At 61.7% G+C, this 14,025-nt stretch carries 14 protein-coding genes; 6 read left to right on the top strand and 8 right to left on the bottom strand.

Annotation, left to right across the window (positions count from 1 at the left end; genetic code table 11):
* Window positions 1-598: 598 nt before the first annotated feature.
* Entirely contained in the window at window positions 599-1,006 is a 408-nt protein-coding gene (locus JQ567_RS01630; protein WP_212437176.1) for a GFA family protein, read from the bottom strand.
* A 156-nt stretch (window positions 1,007-1,162) separates the two neighbouring features.
* Here JQ567_RS01630 and JQ567_RS01625 point away from each other — a divergent pair, with 156 nt between their 5' ends.
* Window positions 1,163-1,648 carry a DUF4240 domain-containing protein gene (locus JQ567_RS01625; RefSeq protein WP_212437175.1) on the top strand — a complete coding sequence of 162 codons (486 nt, stop codon included), beginning with the start codon at window positions 1,163-1,165 and terminating at the stop codon, window positions 1,646-1,648.
* A gap of 179 nt (window positions 1,649-1,827) precedes the next feature.
* Here JQ567_RS01625 and JQ567_RS01620 read toward each other — a convergent pair whose 3' ends face one another.
* The 4 genes from JQ567_RS01620 to JQ567_RS01605 all read right to left on the bottom strand — a co-directional run bounded on the left by JQ567_RS01620 (window position 1,828) and on the right by JQ567_RS01605 (window position 5,706).
* On the bottom strand, window positions 1,828-3,288 hold the full coding sequence (locus tag JQ567_RS01620; protein ID WP_212437174.1) for an ammonium transporter: 1,461 nt from the start codon (window positions 3,286-3,288) through the stop codon (window positions 1,828-1,830).
* A gap of 36 nt (window positions 3,289-3,324) precedes the next feature.
* Window positions 3,325-3,663 carry a P-II family nitrogen regulator gene (locus JQ567_RS01615; RefSeq protein WP_008142813.1) on the bottom strand — a complete coding sequence of 113 codons (339 nt, stop codon included), beginning with the start codon at window positions 3,661-3,663 and terminating at the stop codon, window positions 3,325-3,327.
* A gap of 305 nt (window positions 3,664-3,968) precedes the next feature.
* The gene (locus JQ567_RS01610; protein WP_249165171.1) at window positions 3,969-5,222 is read right to left on the bottom strand and encodes an ammonium transporter; all 1,254 of its coding nucleotides are present in this window, start codon (window positions 5,220-5,222) and stop codon (window positions 3,969-3,971) included.
* A gap of 145 nt (window positions 5,223-5,367) precedes the next feature.
* Entirely contained in the window at window positions 5,368-5,706 is a 339-nt protein-coding gene (locus JQ567_RS01605) for a P-II family nitrogen regulator (protein WP_192740630.1), read from the bottom strand.
* Between the two features lie 328 nt (window positions 5,707-6,034).
* On the opposite strand from JQ567_RS01605, the gene JQ567_RS01600 reads away from it, so the two are divergent.
* Window positions 6,035-6,952: a DUF4339 domain-containing protein gene (locus JQ567_RS01600; protein WP_212437172.1), complete on the top strand. Its 918-nt coding sequence runs from the start codon at window positions 6,035-6,037 to the stop codon at window positions 6,950-6,952.
* A gap of 1 nt (window position 6,953) precedes the next feature.
* On the opposite strand, the gene tesB is transcribed toward JQ567_RS01600, so the two are convergent.
* Window positions 6,954-7,817 (bottom strand): acyl-CoA thioesterase II, encoded by an 864-nt coding sequence (gene tesB / locus JQ567_RS01595; RefSeq protein ID WP_212437171.1) that lies wholly within the window; start codon window positions 7,815-7,817, stop codon window positions 6,954-6,956.
* 192 nt (window positions 7,818-8,009) lie between these two features.
* Here tesB and JQ567_RS01590 point away from each other — a divergent pair, with 192 nt between their 5' ends.
* On the top strand, window positions 8,010-9,230 hold the full coding sequence (locus tag JQ567_RS01590; protein ID WP_212437170.1) for a ubiquinone biosynthesis hydroxylase: 1,221 nt from the start codon (window positions 8,010-8,012) through the stop codon (window positions 9,228-9,230).
* Window positions 9,231-9,399: 169 nt separating this feature from the next.
* Here JQ567_RS01590 and JQ567_RS01585 read toward each other — a convergent pair whose 3' ends face one another.
* Both JQ567_RS01585 and JQ567_RS01580 read right to left on the bottom strand, forming a co-directional pair.
* Window positions 9,400-9,594 (bottom strand): Trm112 family protein, encoded by a 195-nt coding sequence (locus JQ567_RS01585; protein WP_192740625.1) that lies wholly within the window; start codon window positions 9,592-9,594, stop codon window positions 9,400-9,402.
* A 43-nt stretch (window positions 9,595-9,637) separates the two neighbouring features.
* Window positions 9,638-10,177 carry a TetR/AcrR family transcriptional regulator gene (locus JQ567_RS01580; RefSeq protein ID WP_212437169.1) on the bottom strand — a complete coding sequence of 180 codons (540 nt, stop codon included), beginning with the start codon at window positions 10,175-10,177 and terminating at the stop codon, window positions 9,638-9,640.
* Window positions 10,178-10,271: 94 nt separating this feature from the next.
* Between JQ567_RS01580 and JQ567_RS01575 the strand changes: the two genes are divergently transcribed.
* From JQ567_RS01575 to JQ567_RS01565, 3 genes are all read left to right on the top strand, one after another.
* Entirely contained in the window at window positions 10,272-10,622 is a 351-nt protein-coding gene (locus JQ567_RS01575; RefSeq protein ID WP_212437168.1) for a hypothetical protein, read from the top strand.
* Window positions 10,623-10,779: 157 nt separating this feature from the next.
* Complete coding sequence (locus JQ567_RS37980) at window positions 10,780-11,010, top strand: hypothetical protein (protein WP_249165147.1); 231 nt, start codon at window positions 10,780-10,782, stop codon at window positions 11,008-11,010.
* 512 nt (window positions 11,011-11,522) lie between these two features.
* Window positions 11,523-14,021 carry an EAL domain-containing protein gene (locus tag JQ567_RS01565; RefSeq protein ID WP_212437167.1) on the top strand — a complete coding sequence of 833 codons (2,499 nt, stop codon included), beginning with the start codon at window positions 11,523-11,525 and terminating at the stop codon, window positions 14,019-14,021.
* Window positions 14,022-14,025: the final 4 nt, after the last annotated feature.

The raw sequence follows: 14,025 nt of genomic DNA, 5'->3' as shown, positions 1-14,025 counted from the left end.
GCCCTCCAATGAGAGGGCGCAGGGAAGACCGGGTGCGCGCTGCACCCGCGGTCCCGTGTGCGGTTTGCACAAAACAAAATGCACACGAGCATACAGGTCCAGCGGAGAACACCCGGCCTTCCCTGCGCAATGGCTTTACGGCTTATATCGTGCTCTCCCTGGTGAACGGGCTTTCTTGCCACCATTGCCCGCAAGAAGCGTTTGGCTCCTCACGAACGTGACGCCAGCAACGGGGCGCCAGGACCACACGACTTCGCCGTACGCTATCCGCCACGTTCGTCGTCGCGACATCAGCGTCCACCGCAACCCGCCCAACGTCCGTGACGACGGCCGACGCCCTCTGAGTGGGACGGGATGGCCAAACATATGCCCCTGATTTGCCTTCTGGAAAAGCGAAATATTTTTTATTTCAGGGCTTGACACGACTTCCGAAAATCAGAACTGATTTGCCCGTCGGGTTGTTTTGTCGCAGTTCCCGTCATTGCGAGGAGCGAAAGCGACGAAGCAATCCAGAGCCGCTATGCCGCGCTATGGATTGCTTCGCTTCGCTCGCAATGACGATTTTCGCGGGCCACGAAACTCTTGCCCGCAGCACCACCTACCGCTGCGGCAGCCGCTCGAAGCTCGGCATGCCCTCGGGGACGTGGTGGTAGGGCTGCTTGTCGACGGTGTAGATCGCGATCTGCGGGCCGTCGAACAGCGAGGGGTCGTCGAGCGTGCCGACTTTCACCACGACACCCGGCAGTCCCGGTGGCCGCGTCACGACATGGGTGCCGCATTCGGCGCAGAACTCCCGCGTCACCGCGCGTTCCAGATCGGTGCGCTTGAACTGCTTGGGATTCTCTTTGGTGTATTTGAAACCGGCGATCGGCATCACCAGGAACATGTTGGTCGAGCCGCCGGTGATATACTGGCATTCGCGGCAATGGCACTGCGCCTTCATCATCGGGTCGCCCTCGGCCTGATAGCGCACAGCGCCGCAATAGCATCCGCCTTCGAGTTTCATGACGTCCTCCCGGTTATCGTTGCGGTCAATTCTGCGCCGCGTGCCGGATTTGGCAATGCTTTTTTAGCTCTGGTTTCTGTTCCATCGTGATTTCTGCCGTTCCCGGACTAGTTTGTGCGCGACGCCGGAAGGCGTGCCCGATGGCAGGAGCATCTGATGGACGAGGACGGTTTTTGGAAGATCGTGCAGAGCGCGCACGATAATTCCGGCGGCGACATGGATCAAAAATGCGATGCGCTGCGCCAGCAAATCGCAGCGCTGCCGAAGGACGAGGCGCTTGAATTTGCGCAGCACTTCGATGGGATGATGGACAAGGCCTATTGCTGGCCGCTGTGGGGCGCCGCCTACATCATCAATGGCGGTTGCAGCGACGACACCTTCTCCGATTTTCGCGCTGCGTTGATTTCCAGGGGACGTCAGGCATTCAAGCGCGCGCTGTCGGATCCGGACTCACTGGCGGATGACGGTTTTGATGAATTGGACTGGTTCTACGAAGGCTATCAATACGCCGTCACTGACGGCGTCGAAGCGGTTGCCGGCAATCCACCGCAGCGGAATGCGCCGGCTCAGCCATCCGGAACCGAGTGGCAAGAGGACGAGGTCTACGACCTTTTTCCGAAACTCAGCGCGAAGTTTGGGTAATGCGCGTTGGGTGGCAAATTGCGCGGGCGAAATAGCAGCCCGCCTTGTTCAGCCGTCTCCGAACAAAAAGAAAGGGGCTCCAACTTGCGCTGGAGCCCCTCAACGGTCAGGGCATTGCCGGGTATGTGCCCGAACCGGAGTTGTGGGTGCGACCCCTTGGGATCGCAGCCCGGGAGAACTCACATATTGTAGGCGCGCTCGGTGTGCTCGGTGACATCGAGGCCTTCACGTTCGGTCTCGACGTTGACGCGCAGGCCGACGATGACATCGACGACCTTGAAGAGGATGGCAGACCCGATGCCCGACCACACCAGCGTGGTGCAGACGCCCCAGAACTGCGAGACCATCTGGGCCGAGAAGTCGTATTCCGCGATCTTGCCGATGGTGTAGTCCATGACGCCGGTACCGCCGAGCGCCGGGTTCACCAGGATGCCGGTGCCGAGCGCGCCGACGATGCCGCCGACGCAGTGGACGCCGAACACGTCGAGCGAGTCGTCATAGCCGAGCGCATTCTTCACCACGGTGCAGAAGAACAGGCAGACGATTCCGACCACGAGGCCGAGCACGATCGCGCCCATCGGACCGGAATAGCCGGCCGCAGGCGTCACCGCCACCAGGCCCGCCACCGCACCCGACAACGCGCCGAGCACCGAGGGATGACCCTTGACGATCCATTCCGCGAACATCCAGGCCATCGCCGCCGCTGCGGTTGCAACGAAGGAGTTGGTCATGGCGAGCGCGGCGCCGCCGGAGGCTTCGAGGTTCGATCCGGCGTTGAAGCCGAACCAGCCGACCCAGAGCAGCGAAGCGCCGATCATGGTCATGGTCAGCGAGTGCGGAGCCATCAGGTCCTTGCCGTAACCGACGCGCTTGCCGATCAGGAGCGCACCAACGAGACCGGCGATGCCGGCGTTGATGTGCACCACGGTGCCGCCCGCGAAGTCGATCGCGCCCTTCTTGAAGATCCAGCCCTGGTCGTCTCCGAACGCGGTCTTCGCCGCATCGAAGGCGGCCTGCGCAGCTGCCTTGTCCGTCGCGGCTTCGAAGGTCTTGAGCGCGGCAGAGATCGCGTCCGGTCCGGCCCAGTACCAAACCATATGCGCGATCGGCAGATAGATCAGGGTTACCCAGAGCGGCACGAACAGCGCGACAGCCGAGAACTTCATGCGTTCGGCGAAGGCGCCGACGATGAGTGCGGGGGTGATGCACGCGAAGGTCATCTGGAAGCAGATATAGATCAGCTCGGTGATGTTGACGTCGGCGGAGAAGGTCGCCGCCTGAGCGTCGAGAATCGTCTTGCCTTCCGGCGCGATCTTCAGGAACGCCTTGGAGAAGCCGCCGATGAAGTCCGATCCGCCGGTGAAAGCGAGGCTGTAGCCGTAGACCGCCCAGATCAGGGTGACGATGCAGACGGTGTAGAAAACCTGCATCAGGACCGAGAGCATGTTCTTGGAGCGGACCAGACCACCATAGAACAATGCAAGGCCGGGGATCGTCATCAACAGCACCAGCACCGTCGACGTGAGCATCCAGGCGTTGTCGCCCTTGTTGACAGTGGCTTCCGCGTAAGCGGAGGTTGCGGCGAACATGCCGACGGCGAGGGCCGTCAATCCCGCGCTATAGGGACGTTTGAACGTCATTTGTTGTACTCCTGAGTGTCTGGGTTGAGCGCGAGATCAGAGTGCCGCGGCATCCGCCTCACCGGTGCGGATGCGAACCGCATGGTCGAGGTTGATGACGAAGATCTTGCCGTCGCCGATTTGTCCGGTTTTTGCTGCCGAGGTGATGGCGTCGATGGTCTTGTCGACCTGGTCCGAGGCCACAGCGACCTCGATCTTGATCTTGGGCAGGAAGCTCACCGCGTACTCAGCGCCGCGATAGATTTCCGTGTGGCCTTTCTGCCGACCATAGCCTTTGACTTCCGTCACCGTGAGACCGTGAACGCCAATGGCGGTCAGGGCGTCCCGGACTTCTTCGAGTTTGAATGGCTTGATGATCGCCATAACAATTTTCATGGGTCCTATCCCCGCTTGGCCCGGTTCAGACAGACCGGGCGTTCTCGACTGAGGTTCACCACGCGGAGAAGTTCACTTCGCGGGCACAGCCAAGACCCTTAGAATCAAATGCCGTGCCAGAACGGCGGATTTCCCTAACGGTTTATGAATCCGGGGCTTTTCGGGGTTTCGGAGAGGGGAACCAAACTGCGCTATTCCGTCGCGCTTAAAAAATAGGCATGTCTGGTCAAGGCGCGGGCACGCCAGACTCCGGACATAATCCTGCCCAGTGCGAGGGCAGGAAGGCGGTATCTAGATGGGTAGTTCTACTGAAGCGCCTCGCCGTGCTGCGAAATATCTAGGCCTTCGAGCTCCTGCTGCAGTGACACCCGCAGCGGCACGAACACGCTCACCAGTTTGAGCAGCACGAAGGTGACGCCGCCCGACCACACCAGGGTGACGCCGATGCCGAAGAGCTGGATCAGCACCTGCTGCGGGTGGCCTTCGATCAGGCCGCCGGTGCCGCCGATGGCGGCGGTGGCAAACACGCCGGCGAGCAGGGTGCCGGTCATGCCGCCGATGCCGTGGACGCCGAACACGTCGAGCGAATCGTCATACTTGAAACGGTGCTTGAGCCAGGTGCAGGCCCAGAAGCAAACCAGACCCGCCACCAGACCGATGATGATTCCGTGCCACGGTGCGACGTAACCGGAGGCCGGCGTAATTGTGCCGAGGCCTGCAATCGCGCCGGAGATCATGCCGAGCACGGAGGGTTTGCGACGCGTTGCCCATTCGATCGCGCCCCAGGTCAGCGCGCCGGCGCAGGCAGCCAGATGCGTTGCGGTGATGGCCATGACGGCGCGCGAATTCGCCGCCAGCGCCGAGCCGCCATTGAATCCGAACCAGCCGACCCACAGCAATCCGGTGCCGATGACGGCGAGCGACAGGTCGAACGGGGAAAGATTGTCGCTGCCATAGCCGTGACGCTGTCCCATCACCTTGGCGGCAACCAGACCGCCGATGCCGGCTGACAGATGCACGACGAGACCGCCGGCGAAATCCAGCACGCCCATGGTGGCGAGGAAGCCGCCGCCCCACACCCAATGCGCCAGCGGCACATAGACGAACATGAACCAGCCGATCGAGAACAGCAGATAGGCCGAGAACCGCATCCGGTCGGCGACCGCGCCCGCCACCAGCGCGACCGTGATGATCGCAAACGTCATCTGGTACAGCATGAAAAGCGCTTCCGGAATGGTCTTCGCCGCCGGGTTGACGCTGTCCATGGTGATGCCGATGAGGAACCAGCGGTCCAGCGTGCCGATCCAGGGACCGTCGCCGACGAACGCCAGCGAATAGCCGAAACAGACCCAGAGAATGGAGATGATCGCGACCGCAGCTAAACTCTGCGCCATCGTCGCCAGCACGTTCTTCTTGCGCACCATGCCGGAATAGAACAGCGCCAGGCCCGGTATCGTCATCATCAGGACCAGCGCGGTGGCGACGATCATCCACGCGGTGTCGGCGGCGTTGATGGTCGATGTCTGCGCAAAGGCCGGCGTCGCCGGCCAGACGTTCATCGCAAGAATGCTGAGCGCAGCGATCTTCGCTGCACGAATCGAGAGTGCCCCCATGGAATTTCCCCGGCCTGTTGTCGTTCTGTTGTCGTTTTTTGTTCGCGCGTCAGGCGTCGTTGCCCGCGCGCGTTGAACTGAAATGAAAACTTTAGAGCGCGTCGCTGTCGGTTTCCCCGGTGCGAATGCGAAGTGCGTGATCGATCGGCGTCACGAAGATCTTGCCGTCGCCGATCTGGCCGGTGCGCGCATGCGCGGTGATGACCTCGACCGCCTTGTCCGCGACGTCGGAGGCGACCGCGATTTCGATGCGCAGCTTGGGCAGGAAGTTCACGACATATTCGGCGCCGCGATAGATTTCGGTATGGCCCTTCTGGCGGCCGTACCCCTTGACCTCGGTGACGGTCATGCCGTGCACGCCGATGGCCGTCAGCGCCTGGCGCACCTCGTCAAGCTTGAATGGTTTGATGATCGCGACGACGAGTTTCATGGTCAGGCCTTCATTTCTCTTGGGATGCACTCTTGGAAGTTAGTTCTCTTGGAAGTTCCTTGGACGGCCTTTCCAGACGTTGTCTTTGACGACCTTTTTGACGTTCTTTCGGCGTGTTCGGCAGGCTGGCCGCCCGGCGGCTCGCTGCCAAAATCCAAATCTGGCATCTTTCTATGCAAATGGCACAAAAAACTTGCAGGTTTAAGGGGAAAACATTTGCAGCTGGTGACCTCGGTCACTGTACAGGGAATATGATCCTCCGACAGAATGGGTTTTTCGCCAGCCGCCCCGCCGGCTTCCCCCGTTTCCACGACCAAAGGGATTAAAAATGTCGAACCGATCGTGGTTTTATGCAGCGAACGGCCAGCAACAGGGGCCCTTTCCGGAAGCCCAGCTGCGCGATCTCATCACAAGGGGGACGGTCAGGGCCGATACGCTGGTCTGGTCCGAGGGAATGTCCGGCTGGCAGCGCGCGGGCGAAATTCCCGGCCTGATGCCATCGGGTGGGGCCCCGCCGTCCGTGACCCAACCGGGCGGCCCGCCGCCGATGAGCAGCAGCGCTGGCGGCGGTTATGCGGGCGGAGGCGGTTACGCCGGTGGGCCGCTGTCGATCGATTTCGGCATCCTGGAGTTTGTCTGGCGCAGCCTCGTGATGATCATCGGCGGGGTGCTGATCATCCCGACGCCGTGGGTGCTGGTCTGGTACCTGAACTGGATCGTGCCTTGCATTAAGGTGCCGGGCCGGCCGAATCTCAGTTTCACCGGCAATGCGATGACCATCGTTCCCTGGTATTTTGGATTTATCGCGATCGTTATTGCCGTCGCCTTCCTCGGCAGTGACATTCTCAGCAATCTGATAAACCTTCTCCAGATCGTGCTCTATTGGCTGTTCGCCAAATGGTTCATCGCGAACCTCGCGTCTGACGGACAGCCGCTCGGGCTCAGCTTCACCGGCTCGGTCTGGGCCTTTCTGGGATATTCGATCCTCGGGGTGCTCGCGATCTTCACGATCATCGGCTGGGCCTGGGTGTATACCGCGATGATGCGGTGGTTCTGCCGCAATATTCAGGGCACGCAGCGCGAAGTCCTGTTCATCGGCAGCGGCCTGGAGTTCCTGTGGCGTGCGATCGTGGCCGGACTGGCTTCGTTCTTCATCATCCCGATTCCATGGGTGTATCGATGGATGTGGCAGTGGCTGGCGTCGCAGACGGTGTTGGCCGAGCGAGGCGCGCAGCCGAACGGGTAAGCTATGCCCGGCGCTGGCGGATCGAGCCTTCCTGGGCCACCGACGCCACCAGCGTGCCGTCGGGCTTGAAGATCAGGCCGCGGGCCAACCCGCGGCCGCCCTGTGCGCTCGGTGAATCCTGCGAATAAAGCAGCCATTCGTCGGCGCGGAACGGCCGGTGAAACCACATCGCGTGATCGAGGCTCGCCGGCATCACGTTGCTGTCGAACAGCGTGCGGCCGTAGCGCGCCATCACAGCATCGAGCAGCGAGAAATCCGACGCATAGGCCAGCGCGCACATATGCAGCGCCGGATCGTCGGGGAGTTTTGCCGCGGTACGGATCCAGACATTGATGCGGCCGTCGTCGATCTGTTCGCCGAAATAGCGGCCGAGTTCGACCGGACGCAACTCGATCGGCCGGTCCATCTCGTAATAGCGCTGGATGAACTCCGGCATCTCCTTGAACACCGGCTGTTTCGCCACTTCTTCGGCGGAGAGTTTTTCCGGCGGCGGCACGTCCGGCATCTTGTCCTGGTGGTTGAAGGCGCCTTCCTCCTCGGCATGGAATGAGACCATGATCGAGAAGATTGCGTTGCCATGTTGAATGGCGGTGACGCGGCGGGTCGAATAGCTCTTGCCGTCGCGTAAGCGTTCGACCTGGTAGATGATCGGGACCTGCGGGTCGCCCGGCAGGATGAAATAGCAGTGCAGCGAATGCGGCAGCCGGCCTTCGACGGTGCGGCACGCCGCCACCATCGCCTGTCCGATCACCTGGCCGCCGAACACCCGCTGCCACGCGGTTTTCGGGCTGTTGCCGCGAAACAAATTCACCTCGATCGGTTCGATGTCGAGGATCGAAATCAGGTCGGTCACGCTTGCGGACATGGCGCACTTTCGGTTGCTTGGGTCATTCCGGGGCACGCGTCTTCGCGTGAACCCGGAATCTCGAGATTCCGGGTTCGATGCTGCGCATCGCCCCGGAATGACGGATAAAGCCCTTGTTTCTCACCTCTGTTTCACCCAGCTAATATCAGGTAGCAAGGGTCGTCTGAGGGCGTAACCGGGTTTAAGGATTGCATGCCGGCACAGCGAAGTATTGTCATCTGCGGCGGCGCCTTTGCGGGGCTGGCGCTGGCGCTGGCGCTCCGTCAGGGCCTGGGCCGCGATATTCCGGTCATCGTGGCCGATCCGGCGCTGGCCTCAAGGCCGAGCCGCGATCCGCGCGCCACCGCGATCGTCGCCGCCTGCCGGCGGCTGTTCGAGGCGCTCGGCGTCTGGGGCCAGATCGCGCCCACCGCGCAGCCGATTCTCGACATGGTCGTCACCGATTCCAAGCTTGATGACGCCACCCGTCCGGTGTTCCTCACCTTCGCCGGCAATGTCGAGCCCGGCGAGCCCTTCGCGCATATGGTCGAGAACCGCTATTTGATCGATGCGCTGGTGGCGCGCACCGAGGCCGAGGGCATCGAGCTGCGCGCGACCGCAATTGCCTCGTTCGATTCACGCACTGACGGCGTCGACGTGACGCTCGCGGACGGCACGATCATCGAAGCGAGTCTTTTGGTCGCCGCCGACGGCGCGCGCTCAAAGCTGCGCGAACGCGCCGGGATCGCCACCCATGGCTGGGACTATGATCAATCCGGCATCGTCGTCACCGTCGGCCATGAGCGCGATCATGGTGGCCGCGCGGAAGAACATTTTCTGCCCGCAGGCCCGTTCGCGATTCTGCCGCTGACCGGAAAGCGCTCGTCGCTGGTGTGGACCGAGAACCGCACCGAAGCCGCGCGCATCACCGCGCTCGGCGAAGACGAATTTCACGGCGAACTCGAACAGCGCTTCGGCCTGCATCTCGGCGAGGTCAAGGCGCTCGACAAGCCGCGCGCGTTTCCGCTCGGCTATTTCGTCGCGCGCTCCTTCATCGCCGAACGGCTGGCGCTGATCGGCGACGCCGCGCATGTGATCCATCCCATCGCAGGGCAGGGTCTCAATATGGGGCTGAAGGATGTCGCTGCCTTGGCCGAAGTCGTGGTCGATGCGGCGCGGCTCGGCATGGATCTCGGCCAGGCCGACGTGCTCGAACGGTACCAGCGCTGGCGCCGGTTCGACACCATGGCGATGGGAGTTGCGACCAACTCGCTGAACTTCCTGTTCTCGAACGAATCGACGCTGCTGCGCACCGTGCGCGACATCGGATTGGGCCTGGTCGATCGCGCGCCGCCGCTGAAAAGCCTGTTCATCCGCCAGGCCGCGGGATTATCAGGTGAAGTGCCGCGGCTGCTGAAGGGCGAGGCCCTGTAGCTCTCGTCGTCCCGGCGAAGGCCGGGACCCATAGCCACCGCAGTCAATAATAATAAGTAAGTAAGAAGGTGTCGGCTTGCCTGCCTGAACGAGAAGTCACGGCGTATGGGTCCCCCGATGCGCAATTGCGCATCTGAGATCGCGCTTCGCTTGTCCGGGACGACATAGACTAATCGATCTTCCTGGCCTCTTCCGGCAGCATGATTGGGATGCCGTCGCGGATCGGGTAGGCGAGCTTGGCGGAGCGCGAGATCAGTTCCTGCCGGGAGGCGTCGAACTCCAGCGGGCCCTTGGTGATCGGGCACACCAGGATTTCAAGCAATTTCGGATCGACGGTGCTGTCGAGGCGTTCGGTCGAATTCATTTGTGATCTCCAGCTTGGCCGGTCCCTTAGCACACCAAATTTGTCATCGCGAGGTGGCTATCCGCAGCATTTCGTCGAGCATGGCCTGTTGCTGCGCTTTCGGCAGTGGCTGGTCCGACAGGGCAAAACCGAGAAACGCCCAATAGAGGATTTGCGCGCGGGCGCGGGCCACCTCCGCGGATAATCCGGACTGCGTCAACAGGCTCTCGACATAGCCGAGCCTGCGGCGGTCGATCGCCTGCACCGCCGCCCGCGCCGCGGAGTCGACGCTGGCCCAGGTGCGGACCGCGTTTTCCAGCGCCAGCCTTGCGCCGAACACCCGGCGCAGCAGCACCTCGAGCGGATTCTCGTCGTTTGATGCGGCCTCGACCCCGGCGATGATCTGTTCGGCGGCGATTTCGCGCCATTGCTCGAGGATCGCGGCATGGAACGCGGAAATATCCGCGAAATGCCAATAAAAACTGCCGCGCGACACTCCCATCGCCTTGGCCAGCGGTTCCGCCTTCAGCGCCGTGAAGCCGCTTTTCGCCAGCGTCTTCAGACCCTGGTCGACCCAATCCTGCCCCGAGAGTTGATCGCCCATGTTCCCGTCCTGCGACATCCACCATACACTACTGTATTGACAGCCGCAAAGCGGCACGTCATAACCATACACAACTGTATGGAGGCTGTATCCGATGCGCGATATCATTCTGCAATGCGCCGGCGTCGCCGGAATAGCGGTGTCCCTGATTCACGGCGTGCTCGGGGAAACCAAGGTGTTCGCCAAAGCGACCATCCAGCCCGAGAGCTTGCGGACCCTGATCCGGCTGGTGTGGCAGGCCGGCACCGTGGCGTGGATCGGCGGCGCCGTGCTGCTGATTGCAGCTCCTTCCTTCGACTCCGAGAGCGCCCGGCACTGGATCGTCATTACCGTGATCGCGATCTACGCCTTTGCCGCCGCGGCGAATGCGTGGTGGTCGCGCGGACGTGGTTTTGGATGGAAGGCGCTCACCGCCGTCGTCGCACTGGCGGTCGCGGGATACTAGGCACCTTCCTGCGCCGCCGTGGAAACGGAGATGCCCATGTTCTGGGTGGGAGCAAGGAGAAGGGCCATGGAGGATCGGGTCAAGGTCACCATCGAAAATGGTGTTGCCGATGTCAGGCTGAACCGCGCCGACAAAATGAATGCAGCTTGATGCTGACATGTTCACGGCGATTGCCGAAGCCGGCGCGCGCCTCAAGCAAGACAGAAGCCTGCGCGCCGTCGTGCTGTCCGGCGAGGGCAGCGCATTCTGTGCCCGGTTCGACGTCGAAAGAACTGTCGCCAATTTTGTGCAACACATTGTCTGGCTCTGGCGCGAGCTGCCCGTCCCCGTGATCGCCGCCGTTCACTGCATTGCGCTGGGCGGTGCTTCCAACTCGCCTTGGTGCTGATATGCGATACGTCGAGCCGGGCACGCGCCTCGGCAATATCGAGGCGAGGTGGAGATTGTGGTGCCGGATATGTCCGGTACCCAACTGAGACGTCATCTTGCGCGCGAAGATGTGATACGCGAGCTGACCTATACCACGCGAATTGCTCGTCAGCGCCGAGCGCGGTCCGTGCAAATGTTAATCAGCGCAGCGAACGCATCCAAGGCCCGCTGCCGCAGCTCCGTATCACTACGGGGGCAAGCTCCGTACCACTACGGTCGCATCGTCGCGAGTTCCATTTCGCTGCGCGATAAGCAGTTCCGCGAGCGGTTCCGGATCGGGCGATTCAATCAATCAAATGCCCATTAACGGGCAGATAGATCGAGATTTTCCGTAGAATCCCTGATGTATTCAACCATTATACATTCGCTCTTTACGCGCGGATAACTACGCCTTCGGAAGCTGCAAGAAAATTAAGGAGTCGAATAGTCAGCGCGGGTAACCATGGTGAGGTACAACCATGGCCGAATGACATGTTCCGCGTTCTTAGCTGCCTTACCGTCGAACACGACTGGCGACTGGTTCTCCTCGCCGGCCTCGTCTGCTTCATCGCAAGCGTCGTCGCCATCCATATCTTTCATCGCGCGATCTCGTCCCATGCGAGGACGCGGCTGATCTGGATTGCAATTGCGGGCGCCGCGATCGGCTACGGGATCTGGGCGACGCACTTTATCGCGATGCTCGCCTACGAGCCCGGTGTCACGACCGGGTACGGCGTGGCCTTGACGGCACTGTCGCTCGCCGCGGCAATGATACTGACTTCCGGCGGGTTCGGCTTCTCCGCCAATGCGCCCGGCCGGTGGCGTGCGCCCATCGGCGGCGGAATCATCGGCGCGGGCATTGCCAGCATGCACTATCTCGGCATGTGGGCGCTCGAAGTCCCGGGCCGGGTCACCTGGTCGCTCGATCTCGTGTTCGCCTCCATCATTGTCGGCATGATGTTCGGTTATGCGGCGCTCGCGTTCGCGGTCCGCTACAAGGATTTGTGGGGAACATTTGTCGCTGCGCTTTTCCTGACGCTCGCAATTGTCTCGCATCATTTCACGGCAATGGGCGCGGTAGAAATTGTCCCCGATCCGACGCGGGCACCTGACGAGATGTCACTTTCTCCCGCCTTTCTCGCCGTGGCGATTGCGGGCGTGGCTCTGTCGGTGCTCGGGATGAGCCTGGTCGGCGTGCTGGCGGATCGCCGCCTCGCCAACCGGACGCGCAAATTCGAGGAAATCATCGATCAGCTCTCGCTCGCGCGGCAACAGGTCGAAGGCTCCCAAAGGGAATTGCAGGAGCAGAAGCTCAGGCTGGATTCGGCGATCAATAACATGGGCGAGGGTCTCTGCATGTTCGATGCGGAGAAGCGGCTTGTCGTCTGCAACGATCGTTACGCCAAAATGTATCAGCTGCCGCCGGAACTGTTGCGGGCGGGAACATCACACCGAGAAATCATCGAGCATCGCATCAGCAACGGCATCCTCAAGGCTGGCACCAATGACGGCGCCGCAAAGGTGATGTCGGCCCTGAACGCGCTGCCAACCAACGTCCCGGCAAGCCGCGTCGACGAGCTCGCCGATGGACGATTGATCTGCGTTACGAGGCAACCAATGCCCGGCGGCGGCTGGGTGGCGACGCACCAGGACGTCACCGAGCAGCGCAGGTCCGAGGCCAAGATCACGCATATGGCCCATCATGACGCGCTGACCGACCTGCCAAATCGCGTCCTCTTGAGGAAGCGATTGGAGCTCGCCCTTTCCATCACGCGCAGGGGTGGCGCCGATCTCGCGGTGCTCATGCTTGACCTTGACCGCTTCAAGGAGGTCAACGACACGCTGGGGCACCCCACGGGAGACGCGCTGCTGCAAGCCGTTGCTGCGCGGCTGCTGGGGTGCGTCAGGGAAACGGCGATGGTCGCGCGGCTGGGCGGCGACGAGTTCGCCGTCATTGAGTGCGTAGAAAATCCGCTGGTGGAAGCCGTGGCGCTCGCCGAACGAATCAAGGCCGAGCTTTGCGAACCTTTCGATCTTGGCGATCACCGGGTCACCGTCGGAACGAGCATCGGCATTGCCGTCGCGCCACGCGACGGAACCGATTCCGATGAAATTCTCAAGAAAGCGGACCTCGCTTTGTACTCCGCCAAGAATGGCGGGCGTGGTTCCTTCCGTTTCTTCGAGCCGGAACTCGACGAACTCATGCATGCCCGCCGCAACCTCGAACGGGATATGCGCAGCGCGCTTGCCAATGATGAGTTCGAACTGCGCTACCAGCCGATCGTCAATTTCAAGAACGGCAAGATCAGCGGCTTTGAGGCGTTGCTGCGTTGGCATCATCCCGAGCGCGGCTGGGTCATGCCCGGCGACTTTATCCCGCTTGCGGAAGAAACCGGCTTGATCGTGCCGATCGGAGAGTGGGTACTGCGGACGGCGTGCGCGGAGGCGGCAAAATGGCCGGCCCATCTCAAGATCGCGATAAATCTGTCTCCGGCTCAATTCAGAAGCAAAGACCTGGTTCGGGTCATTATCAGCGCCCTGGCGAGTTCGGGAATTGCGCCACCAAGACTTGAGCTCGAGGTGACCGAAACGGCCATCATGCACGACAGCGAAGCCGTGTTCGCTGCGCTCGGTCAGCTGCACGAACTGGGCGTGCGAGTTGCCCTGGATGATTTCGGCACGGGTTACTCATCGCTGAGCTTTTTGCAAAAGTTCTCATTCGACAAGATCAAAATTGACCGCAGCTTCGTCAGCGAGCTGACCAGCCCACTGGAAGAGTCCCGCGTCATCGCGCGTGCGGTGGTTCGATTCGCCGTAAGCCTCGGCAAGACCACCACGGCCGAAGGCGTGGAAACCCAGGAACAATGGGACATCCTCCGCGGAGAGGCCTGCGTCGAATCGCAAGGCTATTATTTCAGTCCGCCGGTAACGAGCGCCGAAGTAGCGAAAATGGTGCGCTCGCGGGTCAAGGCAGCCGCGAACGCGGCGTAGCCGG

It is taken from the genome of Bradyrhizobium sp. AUGA SZCCT0431, assembly GCF_018131065.1.
Lineage (GTDB): Bacteria > Pseudomonadota > Alphaproteobacteria > Rhizobiales > Xanthobacteraceae > Bradyrhizobium.
Note: the sequence above shows the minus strand (reverse complement) of the source record. Positions and strands in the feature narration are given on the sequence as shown.

What these genes read in the sequence shown, in the direction of transcription:
- JQ567_RS01630 (WP_212437176.1), bottom strand. Translation starts at nt 1,006, where the DNA reads ATGAAACTCGAAGGCGGATGCTATTGCGGCGCTGTGCGCTATCAGGCC.
- JQ567_RS01625 (WP_212437175.1), top strand. Translation starts at nt 1,163, where the DNA reads ATGGACGAGGACGGTTTTTGGAAGATCGTGCAGAGCGCGCACGATAAT.
- JQ567_RS01620 (WP_212437174.1), bottom strand. Translation starts at nt 3,288, where the DNA reads ATGACGTTCAAACGTCCCTATAGCGCGGGATTGACGGCCCTCGCCGTC.
- JQ567_RS01615 (WP_008142813.1), bottom strand. Translation starts at nt 3,663, where the DNA reads ATGAAAATTGTTATGGCGATCATCAAGCCATTCAAACTCGAAGAAGTC.
- JQ567_RS01610 (WP_249165171.1), bottom strand. Translation starts at nt 5,222, where the DNA reads ATGAACGTCTGGCCGGCGACGCCGGCCTTTGCGCAGACATCGACCATC.
- JQ567_RS01605 (WP_192740630.1), bottom strand. Translation starts at nt 5,706, where the DNA reads ATGAAACTCGTCGTCGCGATCATCAAACCATTCAAGCTTGACGAGGTG.
- JQ567_RS01600 (WP_212437172.1), top strand. Translation starts at nt 6,035, where the DNA reads ATGTCGAACCGATCGTGGTTTTATGCAGCGAACGGCCAGCAACAGGGG.
- tesB (WP_212437171.1), bottom strand. Translation starts at nt 7,817, where the DNA reads ATGTCCGCAAGCGTGACCGACCTGATTTCGATCCTCGACATCGAACCG.
- JQ567_RS01590 (WP_212437170.1), top strand. Translation starts at nt 8,010, where the DNA reads ATGCCGGCACAGCGAAGTATTGTCATCTGCGGCGGCGCCTTTGCGGGG.
- JQ567_RS01585 (WP_192740625.1), bottom strand. Translation starts at nt 9,594, where the DNA reads ATGAATTCGACCGAACGCCTCGACAGCACCGTCGATCCGAAATTGCTT.
- JQ567_RS01580 (WP_212437169.1), bottom strand. Translation starts at nt 10,177, where the DNA reads ATGGGCGATCAACTCTCGGGGCAGGATTGGGTCGACCAGGGTCTGAAG.
- JQ567_RS01575 (WP_212437168.1), top strand. Translation starts at nt 10,272, where the DNA reads ATGCGCGATATCATTCTGCAATGCGCCGGCGTCGCCGGAATAGCGGTG.
- JQ567_RS37980 (WP_249165147.1), top strand. Translation starts at nt 10,780, where the DNA reads ATGTTCACGGCGATTGCCGAAGCCGGCGCGCGCCTCAAGCAAGACAGA.
- JQ567_RS01565 (WP_212437167.1), top strand. Translation starts at nt 11,523, where the DNA reads ATGTTCCGCGTTCTTAGCTGCCTTACCGTCGAACACGACTGGCGACTG.